Source organism: Curtobacterium sp. MCPF17_046, assembly GCF_003224295.1.
GTDB lineage: Bacteria > Actinomycetota > Actinomycetes > Actinomycetales > Microbacteriaceae > Curtobacterium.
Window position 1 is genome coordinate 96,878 of sequence record NZ_QKLB01000009.1, and the last position, 14,817, is coordinate 111,694.

8 protein-coding genes are annotated in these 14,817 nt (G+C 73.0%); 4 read left to right on the top strand and 4 right to left on the bottom strand.

Annotated elements, in window-relative coordinates; translation table 11 throughout:
• The first annotated feature begins 154 nt into the window (after positions 1-154).
• Complete coding sequence (locus tag DEJ32_RS09935) at positions 155-4,012, top strand: TIM-barrel domain-containing protein (RefSeq protein ID WP_220033009.1); 3,858 nt, start codon at positions 155-157, stop codon at positions 4,010-4,012.
• A 150-nt stretch (positions 4,013-4,162) separates the two neighbouring features.
• On the top strand, positions 4,163-5,455 hold the full coding sequence (locus DEJ32_RS09940; protein WP_110890770.1) for a PP2C family protein-serine/threonine phosphatase: 1,293 nt from the start codon (positions 4,163-4,165) through the stop codon (positions 5,453-5,455).
• A gap of 275 nt (positions 5,456-5,730) precedes the next feature.
• Here the strand turns inward: DEJ32_RS09940 and DEJ32_RS09945 are convergent, their stop codons facing one another.
• Together DEJ32_RS09945 and DEJ32_RS09950 are read right to left on the bottom strand one after the other, a co-directional pair.
• A complete protein-coding gene (locus tag DEJ32_RS09945; RefSeq protein ID WP_110901151.1) occupies positions 5,731-6,420 on the bottom strand; it encodes a response regulator transcription factor in 690 nt (229 codons plus the stop codon).
• The gene (locus DEJ32_RS09950) at positions 6,417-7,775 is read right to left on the bottom strand and encodes a sensor histidine kinase (RefSeq protein WP_110901152.1); all 1,359 of its coding nucleotides are present in this window, start codon (positions 7,773-7,775) and stop codon (positions 6,417-6,419) included. The genes DEJ32_RS09945 and DEJ32_RS09950 overlap by 4 nt, the downstream gene beginning before the upstream one ends.
• A 175-nt stretch (positions 7,776-7,950) precedes the next feature.
• Here DEJ32_RS09950 and DEJ32_RS09955 point away from each other — a divergent pair, with 175 nt between their 5' ends.
• Positions 7,951-8,310, top strand: coding sequence for a hypothetical protein (locus DEJ32_RS09955; RefSeq protein ID WP_110901153.1), 360 nt, complete (start codon positions 7,951-7,953; stop codon positions 8,308-8,310).
• A gap of 143 nt (positions 8,311-8,453) precedes the next feature.
• Here DEJ32_RS09955 and DEJ32_RS16255 read toward each other — a convergent pair whose 3' ends face one another.
• Positions 8,454-12,107 (bottom strand): SdrD B-like domain-containing protein, encoded by a 3,654-nt coding sequence (locus tag DEJ32_RS16255; RefSeq protein ID WP_181420642.1) that lies wholly within the window; start codon positions 12,105-12,107, stop codon positions 8,454-8,456.
• Between the two features lie 181 nt (positions 12,108-12,288).
• Between DEJ32_RS16255 and DEJ32_RS09975 the strand changes: the two genes are divergently transcribed.
• Positions 12,289-12,720, top strand: a complete 432-nt coding sequence (locus DEJ32_RS09975) for a hypothetical protein (RefSeq protein ID WP_110823457.1) — start codon at positions 12,289-12,291, stop codon at positions 12,718-12,720.
• Between the two features lie 18 nt (positions 12,721-12,738).
• On the opposite strand, the gene DEJ32_RS09980 is transcribed toward DEJ32_RS09975, so the two are convergent.
• Positions 12,739-14,769 (bottom strand): potassium transporter Kup, encoded by a 2,031-nt coding sequence (locus DEJ32_RS09980; protein ID WP_110901154.1) that lies wholly within the window; start codon positions 14,767-14,769, stop codon positions 12,739-12,741.
• Positions 14,770-14,817: the final 48 nt, after the last annotated feature.

Consider the following 14,817-nt stretch of genomic DNA (forward strand, 5'->3'; position numbering starts at 1 on the left):
ATCTCCTGTCGGACTTCCCTGAACCGCCTGTGAGCCCTACTCTTTCCCACGTTGTAACGCGGGCTGACGGGGGTGCTCGCGCGACGACTTCAGCAGATCGCTGTCGGCCACGCCGACGAACGACCGGACGACGCCGTCCACGAGGAGCACACCTTTGCGTCCCACTCTCACCTCGACTCGGAGGCGCCGACGCGTCCTCGGGTCGTCCCTCGCCGGAGCCCTGGTCGGCGCACTCGCGCTCGGCGGACTCGGCATCTCCGCCCTGCCGGCAGCCGCCGCGCCGGACGCCCGCACCGTGGTGTCGGGAGACGCCCGCTTCCAGGTCCTCTCCCCCACCCTGATCCGCACCGAGTACGCCGGTGACGCGCAGTTCATCGACCAGGGCACCTTCAACGTCATCGGCCGCGACGACTTCACCGCGACGCCGTTCACGCAGACGCGTGCGGATGGGTGGCTGACGCTGAGCACCGGGAAGATGACCGTCAAGTACCGCGAGGGGTCCGGGGACTTCACCCAGGACAACCTCCAGGTCGACCTGACGACGTCCACGGGTCAGGCCGTCACCGGCTCCCCGTGGGTGACCGCCGAGACCCCGGTCTGCACGATCGGGACGCTCTGCGAGGGCGAGGCGCTGCAGTTGCAGGGCCTGGCCTCCGCCAAGGACCACACGGGCTACACCGGGTCGGGCTTCGCCGCCGGGTTCGAGAACGTCGGCAACTCGATGACGTTCGCCACGACGGTGCAGCAGGCCGGCTCCTACGACCTGGCCATGCGCTACGCGAACAACCGCGGTGGCGACGGCCAGCTCGAGACCCGCACGCTGAGCATCGTCGTCGACGGTGGGACGCCGGTCACGCTGCGCCTGCCGGCCGGCGAGAGCTGGGACGAGTGGAAGCAGACCACGGCGGCCCTCGACCTGACCGCCGGCAAGCACACCATCCGGATCGAGCGCAGCGCGTCCGACTCCGGCCGCGTGAACGTCGACAGCCTGGCAGTCGTGCCCTCCGGCGCGGCCTACCCGACGCCGACCCCCGCGACCGCCGGTCAGGACTGCGCCTTCGGTGCGGTCTGTGAAGCCGAGGACGCCGGCAAGGCGGGCAACGCACAGGTCGCCGCCGACCACAACGGGTTCTCCGGCGACGGCTTCGCGTCCGGACTCTGGGGCGGCGCGGACTCGGCGCTGACCACGCACGTGACGGGTGTCCCGACGGCGGGCGACTACGCCCTGCAGGTCCGGTACGCGAACGGCACGGCGAACTCCCCGGAGCTCACCGTCGCCCCGGGCGGCCAGGAGGCCACCACCGGTGCCCTCGCACCCACGAGCGGTTGGGACTACTGGAACACCGTCACGATCCCGGTGCACCTGGCAGCGGGCGCGAACGACGTCACGCTCGGCTGCCCGACCGTGGACAACAACTGCAACGTGAACATCGACACCATCGCGGTCGTCGACCAGTCCTCGCCGCTGCTCGCCGCGCACGCCCCGCTCGGCGGGTACCGACGCGACCTCGACACGGCGAACGGCTCCGTGAAGACCAACCCCGGCCTGCTCTACCAGGACGGCTGGTCGCTCCTCGACGACACCGCCTCGGCGCTGTACGACACCGCCACCGAGCAGACCACGCCCCGCGGTGACCACGGCGGCGAGGGCTACCAGGACGGCTACGTGTTCGGGTACGGCACCGAGTACACGACGGCGCTGAAGGACCTCGCGACCCTGACCGGGCCGTCGAAGCTCCTGCCGCGCTGGGCCTACGGCGTCTGGTACTCCGAGTACTACGACCGCTCGCAGGAGGACTACCTCGCCATCGCGAAGCGCTTCAAGGACGAGGGTGTGCCCGTCGACGTCATGGCGATCGACACGGACTACAAGCTGGGCAGCACCACGAACCAGGGCGACAGCAAGTGGAACGGCTGGTCGGTCGACCCGGCCCGCATCCCGGACATGACCGCGCTGCTCGCCGACTGGCACGAGCAGGGCATCCACAACACGCTCAACATCCACCCGTCGATCTCGGGCAACGACCCGGAGTTCGCGAAGGCGCAGGCCACCGCGAAGGGCAAGCTCACCAAGGGCGACGGCGACCGCTACCTGTTCGACTGGTCCGACCCCGACCAGCTCAAGGCCTACTTCGAGCTCCACGACACCCTGCAGCCCGAGGGCGTCGACATGTGGTGGCTCGACTGGTGCTGCAGCGAGAACTCGAAGTACTCGGCGAACGGCGTCACGCCGGACGCGTTCATCAACCAGCAGTACGCGGAGTACACCGACGAGCAGCTCAAGGGCCGCGGTCTCGCGTTCTCCCGCGCGTACGGGTCGCTGACCGCGGGCGGCTACGGCAACCCGCAGGCCGTCCCGACCGGACCGTGGGCGGACAAGCGCACGACGCTCCACTTCACTGGGGACACCACGTCCACGTGGCAGGAGCTCGCCGCGCAGGTCGGCTACACGCCCGGTGAGTCGGCAGCGACCGGCCTGTCGGCGATCAGCCACGACATCGGCGGACACAACGGTGGCCAGTACGGCATCGAGGGTGCCGAGCCCGGCACGACGCAGCTCCCGCCGGACCTCTACGCCCGCTGGGTGCAGTTCGGTGCCTTCCAGCCGATCGACCGCCTGCACAGCAACCACAGCGACCGGCTGCCGTGGCAGTACCCGGCCGAGGCGAACGCGTCGGCGAAGCAGTTCCTCAACCTCCGCGAGGACCTGCTCCCCCTGACGTACACCCTCGCCGCCGACGCCTCGCGCACCGGCACCCCGATGCTGCAGCCGCTCTACCTGCAGTACCCGGAGGCGCAGGAGTCCTACGCGCAGGCCGGCAAGGAGTACCTGTACGGCAAGGACGTCCTCGTCGCACCGGTCACCTCGGGTGGCTCGACCGCGACCACCTCGGTGTGGTTCCCGGCCGGCGACACCTGGACCGACTGGTTCACCGGCAAGACCTACGAGGGCGGCACCACCGCCGACGTCACGACGGACCTGACCACCATGCCGGTGTTCGTCCGCAGCGGCGGCATCGTGCCCACCCGCTCGCACCACGTCGCGAACGACGCCGCACCGCTCGACGCGGTCACGGTGACGGTCGCGACCGGCGCGGACGGCTCGTTCGCCCTGCACGAGGACTCCGGCGAGGGCCAGCCCACCGCCGCAGCCGACACCTCGGCCCGTGCGGCCGGGAACTCGGCCTCGACCGCGATGCGGTTCACGCAGCAGGCGACCGGCGGCACGCTCGACATCTCCCCCGCCGACGGCTCGTTCGACGGTCAGGTGCAGGACCGCTCCTGGACGGCGACGTTCACGAACGCCGAGCGTCCGCAGTCGGTCACGATCGACGGAGCCCCCGTCGCCGCGTCCGAGTGGACGTACGACGCCGACAGCCGCACCCTCACGGTGCCGGTCGCCGAGCGCTCGGTGACGGACCGGACCGTCGTGCGGTACTCGACGCTCGCGGCCGCTGTGCCGAGCCTCCAGGTCGAGGACCAGCGCGTCACCGCCGGTGACACGCAGACCGTCACCGGCACCGGGTTCCCGGCGGACGCGACGGTCACGCTGGCGACGACGCCCGACCTGGGCGACGACGTCACCGTCCGCACGGCCGCCGACGGGTCCTTCACGGCCGAGCTGGCCGTGCCGGCGACGGCAGCGGCCGGCCGCGTCGCGGTGACCGCCTCGGTGGGCGGGGTGGTCCTCGCCCGGGCCGCGTTCACCGTGGTGGCCGCTCCCCCGACGGCGTCGCCGTCGCCGACGCCCGCTCCGGGTGACGGTCCTGGTGCCGGCGGCCCGGGGACCGGTGGCCCCGGTGCCGGTGGTTCCGGTGCTGACGGCTCCGGTGCTGGTGGTTCCGGTGCGCAGCCCGTCGGCGACCAGCCGGGAGGCTCCGGTGCGGACCGCGACGGTGCCCTCGCCTGGACCGGTGCGGACGTCGTGCCGATCGGCATCCTCGCCGTGGTGCTCCTCGCCGCGGGCGGGCTGCTCCTCACGCAGCGGATGCGGCGCCGCCGCGCGGAGTGAGCCGGACGGGCTGAGCGCGCGACGCTGAGCCCGAGGTCGGACGACGGCGGGGTACCCGGGAACGGGTGCCCCGCCGTCGTCGTCGTCCTGGCCCCTCTTCGGGACGCCACACCGGCGCGGCCCAGCCCGAACCAGTAGCCTGCCCTGAGCATGTCTCGCCCCACCAGCGTCATCGACAACCCCCTCGTCCGGCAGGCTCCGATCAGCGGCCTGCTGGCCCTCGGCGCGCTGTGCACCGTGGCGCTGCCGTCGCTCTCGGTCACCCACGTGGAGCTCTTCCTCGCGAGCCTGGTCGCGACCGCGATCGCGACACTGCTCGCCGCGGTCGCCGTGTACCTGCCGAAGGTGGCGCCGCTCGTCCCGATCCTGCTCGCCGTCGACTTCGTGTCCATCGCCCTGTTCCGGACCGGCACGGGTGCCGGGGCGTCGGTCTTCACGTCCCTCGTGGTCCTGCCCGTGGTGTGGTGGGCGTCCCTCGAAGGTCGACGCACGATCGTGTACTCGGTCCTCGGCGTGACGTTCGTCATCCTCGCCCCGTTCGTGCTCCTGCCCGGCGACGTGCCGCGTCCCAGCGAACTGGTCCGGCTCGCGATCACCGTCATCGTGTTCGGCACCGTCGCCGTCATCGTGCACGAGCTGTCCTCCCGCGCCCGCCGGTCCGTCCTCACCGCCCAGGCCCGCGAGGGCAGGGTCCGCGCCGAGATCAGCCGCGCCGCCGCCGTCCAGCGGTCCCTCCTGCCGACGTCGAGCGACCACATGGGCCAGGCGGTCACCGTCGCCGGGGCCTGCCTGCCCGCGAAGAGCGTCGGCGGCGACTTCTACGACTGGTACCGCACCCGGGACGGCATCGCCGTCAGCTTGGGTGACGTCATGGGCAAGGGCGTCGGGGCCGGTTTGATCGCCGCCGCCGTCCGCGCCACCATCCGCAGCGCCCGCACGGTCGACGACACCTCCGAGGCACTCCGTCGCGCCTCCGACGGTCTCGCCGCCGAGGGTTCCGGCACCGACGTCACCTTCACCACGCTGTTCCACGCCCGCATCGACGACGACGGCAGCCTGCAGTGGGCGGACGCCGGACACGGCCTGAGCTTCATCCTCCGCGTCGACGGAGGCGTGGAGCGCCTGCGCTCGGTCGACCTGCCGCTCGGGATGGGCCTCCGCGACGAGTGGGCGACCACCACCGGCATCCTCGAGCCGGGCGACCTGCTCATCTCCTTCAGCGACGGCGTCCTCGACCTGTTCGGCGGACGTGACGACGCCGTCGACTCGGTCGCCGAGCTGGCCGGTCAGGACCGTGAGCCCGCGGCGATCGTCGCGGCCCTGACCGAACGCGCGGGCCGGGTGCCGCACGACGACGACGTGACCGTCATCGCCATCCGCCGCGAGGCCGTCGTGTCCTCGCCGACCGAGGTGGCGGCGGCGCCGCTGACGCGCTCCGCCTGACCGCGGCGGCTGCTGCTGCTCGCTTCGCGCTCAGCGACACCGTTCGCGGCCGTGCACGCGAGCACTGTCGCCCAGCGCGAACCGTGCCGGACGGGAGGGCCGGCGCGGCCCCGCCACGTGCCTCCCGGCCGGACCGCCACGCGACCGACCGCGGCGGCCGACCGCTCGCGCTCAGCGACACCGCTCGTAGCCGCGTCCGCGAGCACTGTCGCTCAGCGCGAACCGTCCCGGGCGGGCGGCGAACCGTGCCGGGCGGGCGGCCCCGGCGCGCGCGACTACGCGGACCAGTCGGGCCGGACGAAGCCGCTCTCGTAGGCGAACACGACGGCCTGCACGCGGCTCGTCGCGCCGACCTTGGCGAGGACGCTGCTGATGTGGGTCTTCACGGTGGCCTCGCTGATCCAGAGGTCCTTCGCGATCTGCGCGTTGCTCGCACCGCGGACCAGGGCGCCGAGGACCTCCCGTTCCCGGGCGCTCAGCGCGGCGAGGGCCGAGGCGTGTTCGGCCGGCGGGGTCGGTGCTGCCGGGCCTCCTGCGACGGGCGCGGCGACCAGACGGTTCTCGAGCAGCGTGCGGGTCATCGAGGGTGCGATGAGGGTGTCCCCGGTGTGGGCGGCCCGGACCCCGGCGGCGATGAGGTCGGGGCCGGCGTCCTTGAGCAGGAACCCGAGCGCCCCGGCACGGACGGCGTCGAGCAGGTACTCCTCGTCGTCGAACGTGGTGAGGATGACGACCGCGCCTGCGGTGCCCTCGGACACGATCGTGCGGGTGGCCGCGATGCCGTCGAGCACCGGCATCCGCACGTCCATGAGCACGACGTCGGGGCGGAGTTCGGCGCAGACGGTGACCGCCTCGGCGCCGTTCGGTGCCTGGCCGACCACGGTCAGGTCCGCCTCGGCGTCGACCATCATGCCGAGTCCGGTCCGCACGACCGCCTGGTCGTCGACGATCACCACGCGGATCACGGCGCCACCACCCGGCGGTCGACGGGAGCGGCAGCGGCACGGGGCCCGTCCCCGGCCCCGGCGGTCGCTGCCTGTGTCCGGACCGGCGCCGGTGCCAGCGACGGCCCGGTCGTGTGCGCGCCCCCGGTCGGAGCTGCGGCCGATCCGGGGACCTCGCGCGGGGCCTCCAGGACGACCCGCCAGCCGCCGCCGTCGACCGGACCGGCGTCGAGCACCCCGCCGATCGACGCGGCGCGTTCGCGCATGCCGCGGATCCCCGCCCCGCCGGCGGCGAGCGCCGGCACCCGTGGGCCGCCCTCGGTCCCGCCGTCGTCGAGGACCTCGAGGTGGATGCGGTCCTCCGAGACGGCGAGCGTCACCCGCACGGAGGAGCCGTCGGAGTGCACGAGCGTGTTCGTCAGTGCCTCCTGGCAGACCCGGAGCACGGCGAAGTCCTGCATGACGCCGAGCCGCGCCCCCACGCGGAGGTCGACCTCGACCTCGACGCCGGTCGCCCGGACCCGTTCGACGGCGTCCTCGACCGCGGCCCGCAGCGACACCGGAGCGTCGGTCGTGCCCCCGTCCCCACCGGCACGGAGGACCCGCACCACCTTCCGCATCTCGGACAGCGCCTGCTGCCCCGTGCCCGCGACCCACGAGGCGTACTCGGCGAACTCGGTCTGGTCGGCGACCCCGACACGCACGAGGGCCTGGGACCGGACGACGATGGCGGCCATGTGGTGCGCGACGACGTCGTGCACCTCGCGGGCGACGGCGGTTCGTTCCTCCGAGGCGATGCGGGCCTGGTCGGCCTCCCGCAGGCGCACGAGCTCCTCGTTGCGGCGCTGCAGGACGAGTTCGGAGCGCCGTCGTCGTGCGGTCGCGCGGCCGAGGAACGCGCAGGCGACGAGCAGGATCCCCATCAGGACGATCGTCGACCAGTCGGCGTTGCTCGACCAGACCTGCCAGCCGCGGAGCGCGGTGAGCCAGTCGTGCACGGGGACGGAGACGAGCGGCAGGAACATCGCGAGCACGGTCGGGACGGCTGCGACGGACAGCACCGCGAGCACCCGGCGGCCGGCAGCACATGCCAGGTAGACCGCTATGACGAGCGGGATGAGCCGGACCTGCAGGACGTCGAAGGTCCACGAGGGCCATGCGACGACGACCCCGACCACCACGAGCAGCGGGTACGGCAGTCGCTGCCCCACCACGAAGCACACGGCGACGAGCAACGCGGTCAGGCGGTAGTCGTCGAGCCGGGTCGGGTACCACCCGGCTCGGTGCAGCCCCTCCATCGCGATCAGGGCGGCTCCGAGGAACACCACCCCCGCGAGCGCGGACCGCACCCACGGCGGGATCGGCAGAGGACGCATGGCGAGAGGCTAGCCGCCGGAGTCGACGTCGCGCCTCCTCCGAAGGTCGGAGTCGCCGGTCGCGACGATCAGTCGGACGGCCGGGAGGGCCAGCCGGTCCGCCGATGCGGCCGACGCCCGCCTCGTCCCAGGCTGGACATGCCGCACACCGCGGCCCACCGGACGGGAGCACGTGATGCAGAAGAAGACCGCAGCCACACTGACGACCCTGGCCCTCGTCGTCGCGATCGCAGCCACCGGCGCTGCCGCCGCGACCGTCACGGGACCGGAGGCATCGGGTGCGACCGACGGGACCACGAGGACGGGCGGCATCTCGACGGTCGTGCAGACCACGGCCCCCACGACCGACGACGACGGGTGGCAGGGGCAGCTGCCGGACGCCGACCGGTTCCGTGCGCTCTCCGACGCCGAGCAGCGGGCCGTGTTCACCCGCGTGGACCGTCTCATCGGGGACCTCCGCGGGACGGACGACGGCGCGGGGCTGGTCGCGCAGCTCGACGGGTACCGCGCCGAGATCGAGCGCGCTCGCGGGTGACCGAAGCCGGACGGGAGGCGCGGGGCGGGTCGGCCCCGCACCTCCCGTCCCCGCACCGGCGGCAGGCGCGGCCCCGGCGCACGCCGGTGACCGGATGCCGGACGGGAGGCGCGGAGCGGGTCGGCCCCGCGCCTCCCGTCCCCTCACCGGCGGCAGGTGCGGCCCCGGCGTCCGAGGACGATCGCGCTGCCCAGGGCGAGCAGCAGCAGTGCGGCGCCGAGTGCGATCGGGAGGCCCGCCACACCCGTGAAGGCGAGGTCGCCCCGACGCGCAGTGCCCGCGGTCTCTGCGCGGTCCGGGACCGATGCCGACGATTGCTCCGCCGGTCGGCCGCTCCCACCAGCCGAGCCGCCCGGCGAGCCCGTGCCGGTGCCGGTGCCGGTGCCGGTGCCGGTGCCGGTGCCGGTGCCGCCCGGTGTGCTCGGCCCGCCGTCACCGGGGCCGCCGTCACCCGGCCCGCCGTCACCGGGCCCGCCGTCACCGGGGCCGCCGTCGCCCGGCCCGCCGTCGCCGGGTCCGCCCGTGTCCTCCGCCGGCAGCACACCCGCGTCGACGGAGGTGGTGCGGTCCACCCCGTCGAGAGCACCCTCCGGGGTGGTCACCCGGCGGAGCGTGACGGTCTCGGTGGAGCCGTCCTCACCTGCGTCCGAGTCGACGGCATCGTCGTCGCCGACGTGCTGCCGCGTGAAGCTGCGGTCGTCCGGGGCGTCGAAGGTGACGACGTAGGCGCCGGGTCTGAGGCCGTCGAACCGGTACCCGCCGTCCCCGTCGCTCGTCGTCCGCCGCTCCACGGCCTCCCCGGAGTCGTCCGTCCCCGTGAGTCGCACGTCGACGGCCTCGACGCCCGGCTCGTCCGCGCCCTGGAGACCGTCACCGTCCCGGTCGGACCAGACCCGGTCGCCGATCGCCCCGGCGACCACCCGGATCGTGGCGCGGTTGGACTGCACGGGGAGGCGGATGCCCGCCACGCTCAGGCCGAACCGGTTCGCGTACGTGTCGCCGTCCTGCTCACCCTCGGTCGCGAGCGCCAACCGGTGCGTGACCGAGGCGCCGACGGCGACCTGGGCCGTGCGGGTGATCCGGATCGCCGTCACGTCCCGGAGTGACGCGGGGCACCCGTCTGCGCCGAACTCCTGTTCCGAGCACCACGTGGTGGAGCCACCGGGCTGGTTCGACGGGTCCGTGCCCACGAGCGAGACGTCGCCGGGTGCTGCCGCCGTGTAGCGCACCTGCTCCCCGGCCCCGGTGTCGATCGCCACGGGCTCGGCGAGCGCCGTCCGGCCGTGGAAGGACCCGTCGTGTGCAGCGGTCCGATCCGGCAGGACGTCGATGAGGTCGGAGCCGTGGAACGGGTCGGGGTCGGTGTTCGTGTAGACGAGGTCCCACTCCAGCCGGTCGCCGGCGACCACGACCGGTTCGACGGCGTGCTCCTCCACACCGACCCCGCCCGTGGTGGTGACCTGCACCGCGCGCTGCGCACGGCGGTACTCGGCGGGCGACGCATCGGTGGGGGACGCGACCTCGGCCACGTTGTCGATCGGACCGGCGGGCGCCGCGGTCGAGATCGTGGCCCGGTAGGTGATCGGCGGGATGGACGAGTTCGGTCGGACGTCGTGCATCGTCCAGGTGAGCCGCTGGTGCCGCCGCCCCTGCGCGTCCTGCACGGTGTCGACCGCCGGGGTGGTCGACGCGCTGCCGGGGACGTAGGTGGTGTCCACCGGCAGGGTGTCGCGGACGGTGACCGTCGCCGGACGCCCCTTCGTGTTCCCGTTGGTCAGCGTCGGGTAGAGGGCGTACTCGAGCGTGTCCCCGGCGACGGCGGAGGTGGTCCGGTCCGGGGTGTCGGCAGCGTCGTGTCCGGGGTCGACGGTCTTCTTCGCGATCCGGGCGAGGTTCTCGGTGATGACGACGCTGTCCGTCAGGCCGCCGACGCCGAGCGACGGATCGGCGCTGTCGTGGATCCACCCGGGGTGCTGCGTGCCCGAGGAGAGGTGCCCGAAGTCGAGGGCTCGGGTCCCGTCCGGGGCGTCGAGGACGGTGACCCACGAGTACAGCGCCGCGTGGCGCCCACCGGCCAGGTCACCGACGGCGCGGACGGCACCGACCGCGGCGATGCCGCCCGGCACGTCCTCCGGAGCGTCGTACCACGGTCCGTCCTCGTCGTCGCACGTGCGTCGCTGCCCCTCTGCGGCCGACGTCATGTCGTACGCGGCGTACTGCACGTGCGCGTCCGACAACCCAGTCGCCTCCGCGGCCCGTGACGGGCTCCCCACCCGGGTGAGGCGTTGGGTGGCACGGTCGAACGTGTCGCAGAGGACCGCGTCCTGGTACGCCGAGAGCCCGCCGTTGCTCATGGTGACCTCGCTCCGGAGCCGGACCCCCGCGGTCGCCCAGGGATCGCCCTGGCGCGCGGACCCAGGGCGGACCTCGTGGGCGTCGCCGACCACCCGGTACAGCCGCTTCCCGCCGCTGCCCGGGTCGAACTCCACGAGGTTGCGCTCGGACACGTTGTCCGCCGTCGGCTCGGTCCCGCCCGGGAAGTTCGGGGCGCCGCTGGCCGACGTGGTCTGCAGCGGGGTGAAGGTGTTGCGGGACAACACGTTCGTCCCGCCCGTCGGCTCGGGCAACCAGAAGCTGATGTACCCGGCGACGACGAGGCCGACCTTGCCACCGGCGATCGGGCCGCCGTACTGGTTCTCCGTCGGCATCCGTGTGGGGTCGGTCACCGTCCCCGTGATCGTGACGTCGACGTCCTCCCCCGGGCCGCTCTGCGTGCAGCTGATCGTGCCCGAGTCCGCGACGGCCCGGGCACCACCGCCCTTCCCGGCCGGGAGTCCGCCGAACCCGAGCAGGGCGCGCGAGTTGGGGCCGCATACGGGCTCGTCCCCGTTCCACAGCCGAGCGCCGGACGGCAGGTCGCCGAGGATCTGGGAGACGTCGTCGGTGAAGGTCATCGGACCACCGGCCGCCTCGAAGCCGAGCAGACCCTGGCCCGGGACGACCGGCTGCCAGTCGACCGCGATCGGGTAGACGAGCTGGATCCCCCGCTGTCCGTCGGGACCGGTGACGTCCGTCCGGAGCGAGGACGCCTGGATGTCCTTCGCCAGGTTGTACCGCGCTGCGGCGGACACGGTCGTGGTGGGCGAGGTCGCAGTGACGGTCCCGTTGTCGGCGTCGTCCGCGGTGCCGGTCGCACTGACCGTGATCTCGTCACCGTGCCGGAGCTCCGCGGAGACGTCGAGCACCGCCGGCACCGCGACCGCCCGGCCTTCGGGGACCGTGTCGAGGTCACAGACCAGCTCCTGGCCGTGGATCCGTGATCCGCTCCCGGTGCACCGCGAGGGCACGGCGGCCCAACTGGTACCGGCCGGCGCAGTGAGGGTGAAGCGCTCGTGCGGACTGGCTCCGCCGGTGGAGTTCATCGTGACGCGGTACGTGATCGCGTCGAGGGTGCGGACGATGCCGTTCGCGGCGCCGCTGTCGCCGCCCGGCTGGTCATCGGGCGTGAACGGACCGTTGCCGTCCTTCGCGACCTCGATCGCGAGCCCGACTTCGGCGTCGGTCGACGTGGCCGGACCGGTCGACGTGGCCGGACCGGTCGACGTGGCCGGTGCCGGCGCAGTGGACGCGGCCGGAGACGGCCCGGTCGTCGGGGACGGGGTCGGCGCGGTGGACGCGGCTGGCGCTGACGCGGACGGTCGCCCCGCGACCGCCCAGGTCGGTGTCGCCACGGTCAGCACGAGGCTCGCGGCGGTCACCACCGTGACCGCGATGCGGGAGGGGATGCGTGGTCGCAAGGGGACTCCAGTTCAGGACGGGCACCGTCAGGTACCCGAGGCGGTATCCGTACGTCACACATCAAACACGAGCGGCGTCCCAGCGCCTCTTTCTCGACATTCCGTATTCCACCCGCATGCGATCAGGCACGATCCGGTCACGATCCGCGACGACGAGCCCGACCCGGGCGACACTGACGCCATGACACGGGGGAAGACCGGGGTTTCGATCGGCGTCGTGCTCGCGCTCGGCGGTGGACTGGGTGGCTGCGCGGCGATCTCGGTCGGGCAGTGCGTCGAGTGGGCGCCGCTCTCCCCGGCCGAGCAGGAGCAGGAGGCGAGCCTCGTCGTGGACGCCGACCTGCGGCCGACCGACCGCACTGTCGAGGCGCTCGGGCGCTACCGCGTCCGTGAGGCGGACATCACCAGCGTCCGCAAGGGCCACGCGCCCGGCGACCGCATCGACGTCATCGCGACCTCGGACCAGTGCACGAGCAGCGGGGAGCCGGTGGAGTACCTCGACGGCGATCCGCTCGCCGAGCCGGGTTCCTACCGGCTGTACCTGACGAAGGAGCAGGCCGGGGGCGCGTGGCGACTCGTCGTACCCGGCGCCGCCCAGCGTCTGGACGACTGACCGGCGCGAGCAGGCGCGTCAGACCTCGACGTCGCTCCCCATCGTCACCGTGCGCCGGAGCGGCAGCCCGAACCGTGCAGCCGGGTCGGCGGCGTTGTGGGCCATCGCGACGAACAGCTTCCGCCGCCACGACACCATCCCGCCCTTGCCCGAGCCGGTCCGGAGCGCACCACGGGAGATGAAGTACGACGCGGCCGACATGTCCTCCTGCGCCAGGTCGAGCACGCCGGCGGCACATGCGGCACGCATCGCCGCGGGCAGGTCCTGGTCGTCGGAGAACCCGAAGGTGATCGTGATGTGGTCGATGCCGTCCTCGTCGTGGCCGAGCTCGTCGCGCCTGAACGCATCGGACAGCGCCACGTGCGGCACGTTCGCGGTGAGCACGGACACGATGACGACCCGCTGGTGCACGACCCCGTTGTGCTCGACGTTCGCCCGGAGCGCGAGCGGCGTCGTCTCCTTGTTCGGGTGCGGGAACACGGCGACGCCCGGGACCCGCGGGATGTGGTCGGCGTTGACCGTCTCGATGAACTCCGAGAGGGACCCCTCGCGCTTCCGCCGCTCCTGCTGCACGAGCTGGCGGCCGCGGTGCCAGGTGGTCATCAGCGTGACGACGGCGAGCGCGATGAGCAGCGGCACCCACCCGCCGTGCACGACCTTGGACAGGTTGCCGGCCAGGAAGGTGAGCTCGAGGCCGCCGAACACCACGGCGACGAGCACGAGCTTCCACGTCGCCCAGCGCCACAGCGGCTTCACCACGACGAGCAGCAGGAGCGTGTCGACCACGAGCGCCCCGGTGACGGACACCCCGTACGCGGTGGCCAGCGCCGCCGAGGACCGGAACGCGAGCATGATCGCCATCACGCCGATGAAGAGCAGCAGGTTGACGGCCGGCAGGTAGACCTGGCCGCCCTCGCGCTTGGACGTCTGGCGGATGGTCAGCGGCGGCAGGAGCCCGAGCTGCACGGCCTGCCGGGTGAGCGAGAACGCGCCGGAGATGACAGCCTGGCTCGCGATCACGGTGGCCGCGGTGGCCAGGATCACGACGGGTATCTGCGCCCAGCTCGGGAACAGCAGGAAGAACGGGTCCTCCGTGGCCGTCGGGTCCTCGAGCACCAGCGCTGCCTGGCCGAGGTAGTTGCAGACGAGCGCGGGGAACACCACGAAGAACCAGGCGCGGAGGATCGGCATGCGTCCGAAGTGGCCCATGTCGGCGTACAGCGCCTCGGCCCCGGTGATCGCGAGGACGACCGCACCCATCGCGATGAAGGTGATGAACGGGTGCGCGAACAGGAACGCGATCGCCCAGGTCGGGGACAGCCCCTGCAGGACGCCGGGGTGCTCGACGATGTGCGGGATGCCGGCGACGGCGATGACGACGAACCAGAGCAGCATCACGGGTCCGAACGAGGCACCGACCTTCGCGGTGCCGAACCGCTGGACGACGAACAGCCCGACGAGGATGACGGCCGCGATCGGCACGACGAGGTGCTCGACCGACGGAGCCGCGGTGCCCAGGCCTTCCACTGCTGACAGCACGGAGACGGCCGGTGTGATCACGGAGTCGCCGTAGAACAGGGACACCCCGACGATCCCGATGACCAGGAACACGGTGGTCCCGCGCGGGCGGTGCGCGTGCAGACGTCGGGCGAGTGCGGCGAGCGCCATCACCCCGCCCTCGCCGTGGTTGTCGACCCGCATGAGCACGAGCACGTACTTGATCGACACGACGATCGTGATCGACCAGACGAGCAGCGAGATGACGCCGTAGACGTCCTCGGGGACCGGCCGGACGATCCCGCCGTCGACCGAGAACACCGTGCGCATCGAGTAGAGGACGCTCGTGCCGATGTCCCCGAAGACCACACCGAGCGCGGCGAGGGCCAGAGCTGCCTTGCCACGGTGCCCACGGGCCTCCCGGCCGGCGGGCTGCTGGCTGGCCGTCGCGGGGTGCGTGGCGTCGTCGCCGGGACCGGCGTCTCCGGGCTGGGCGTCACGCGCAGCCGACGGCTGTTCGGACGACTGCGACGACGCGCGGGTCTCGGTCACGGCGGGGGCTCCAGTTCGCGGCCGTGCGGGCGACGGCCGCGCCCATCA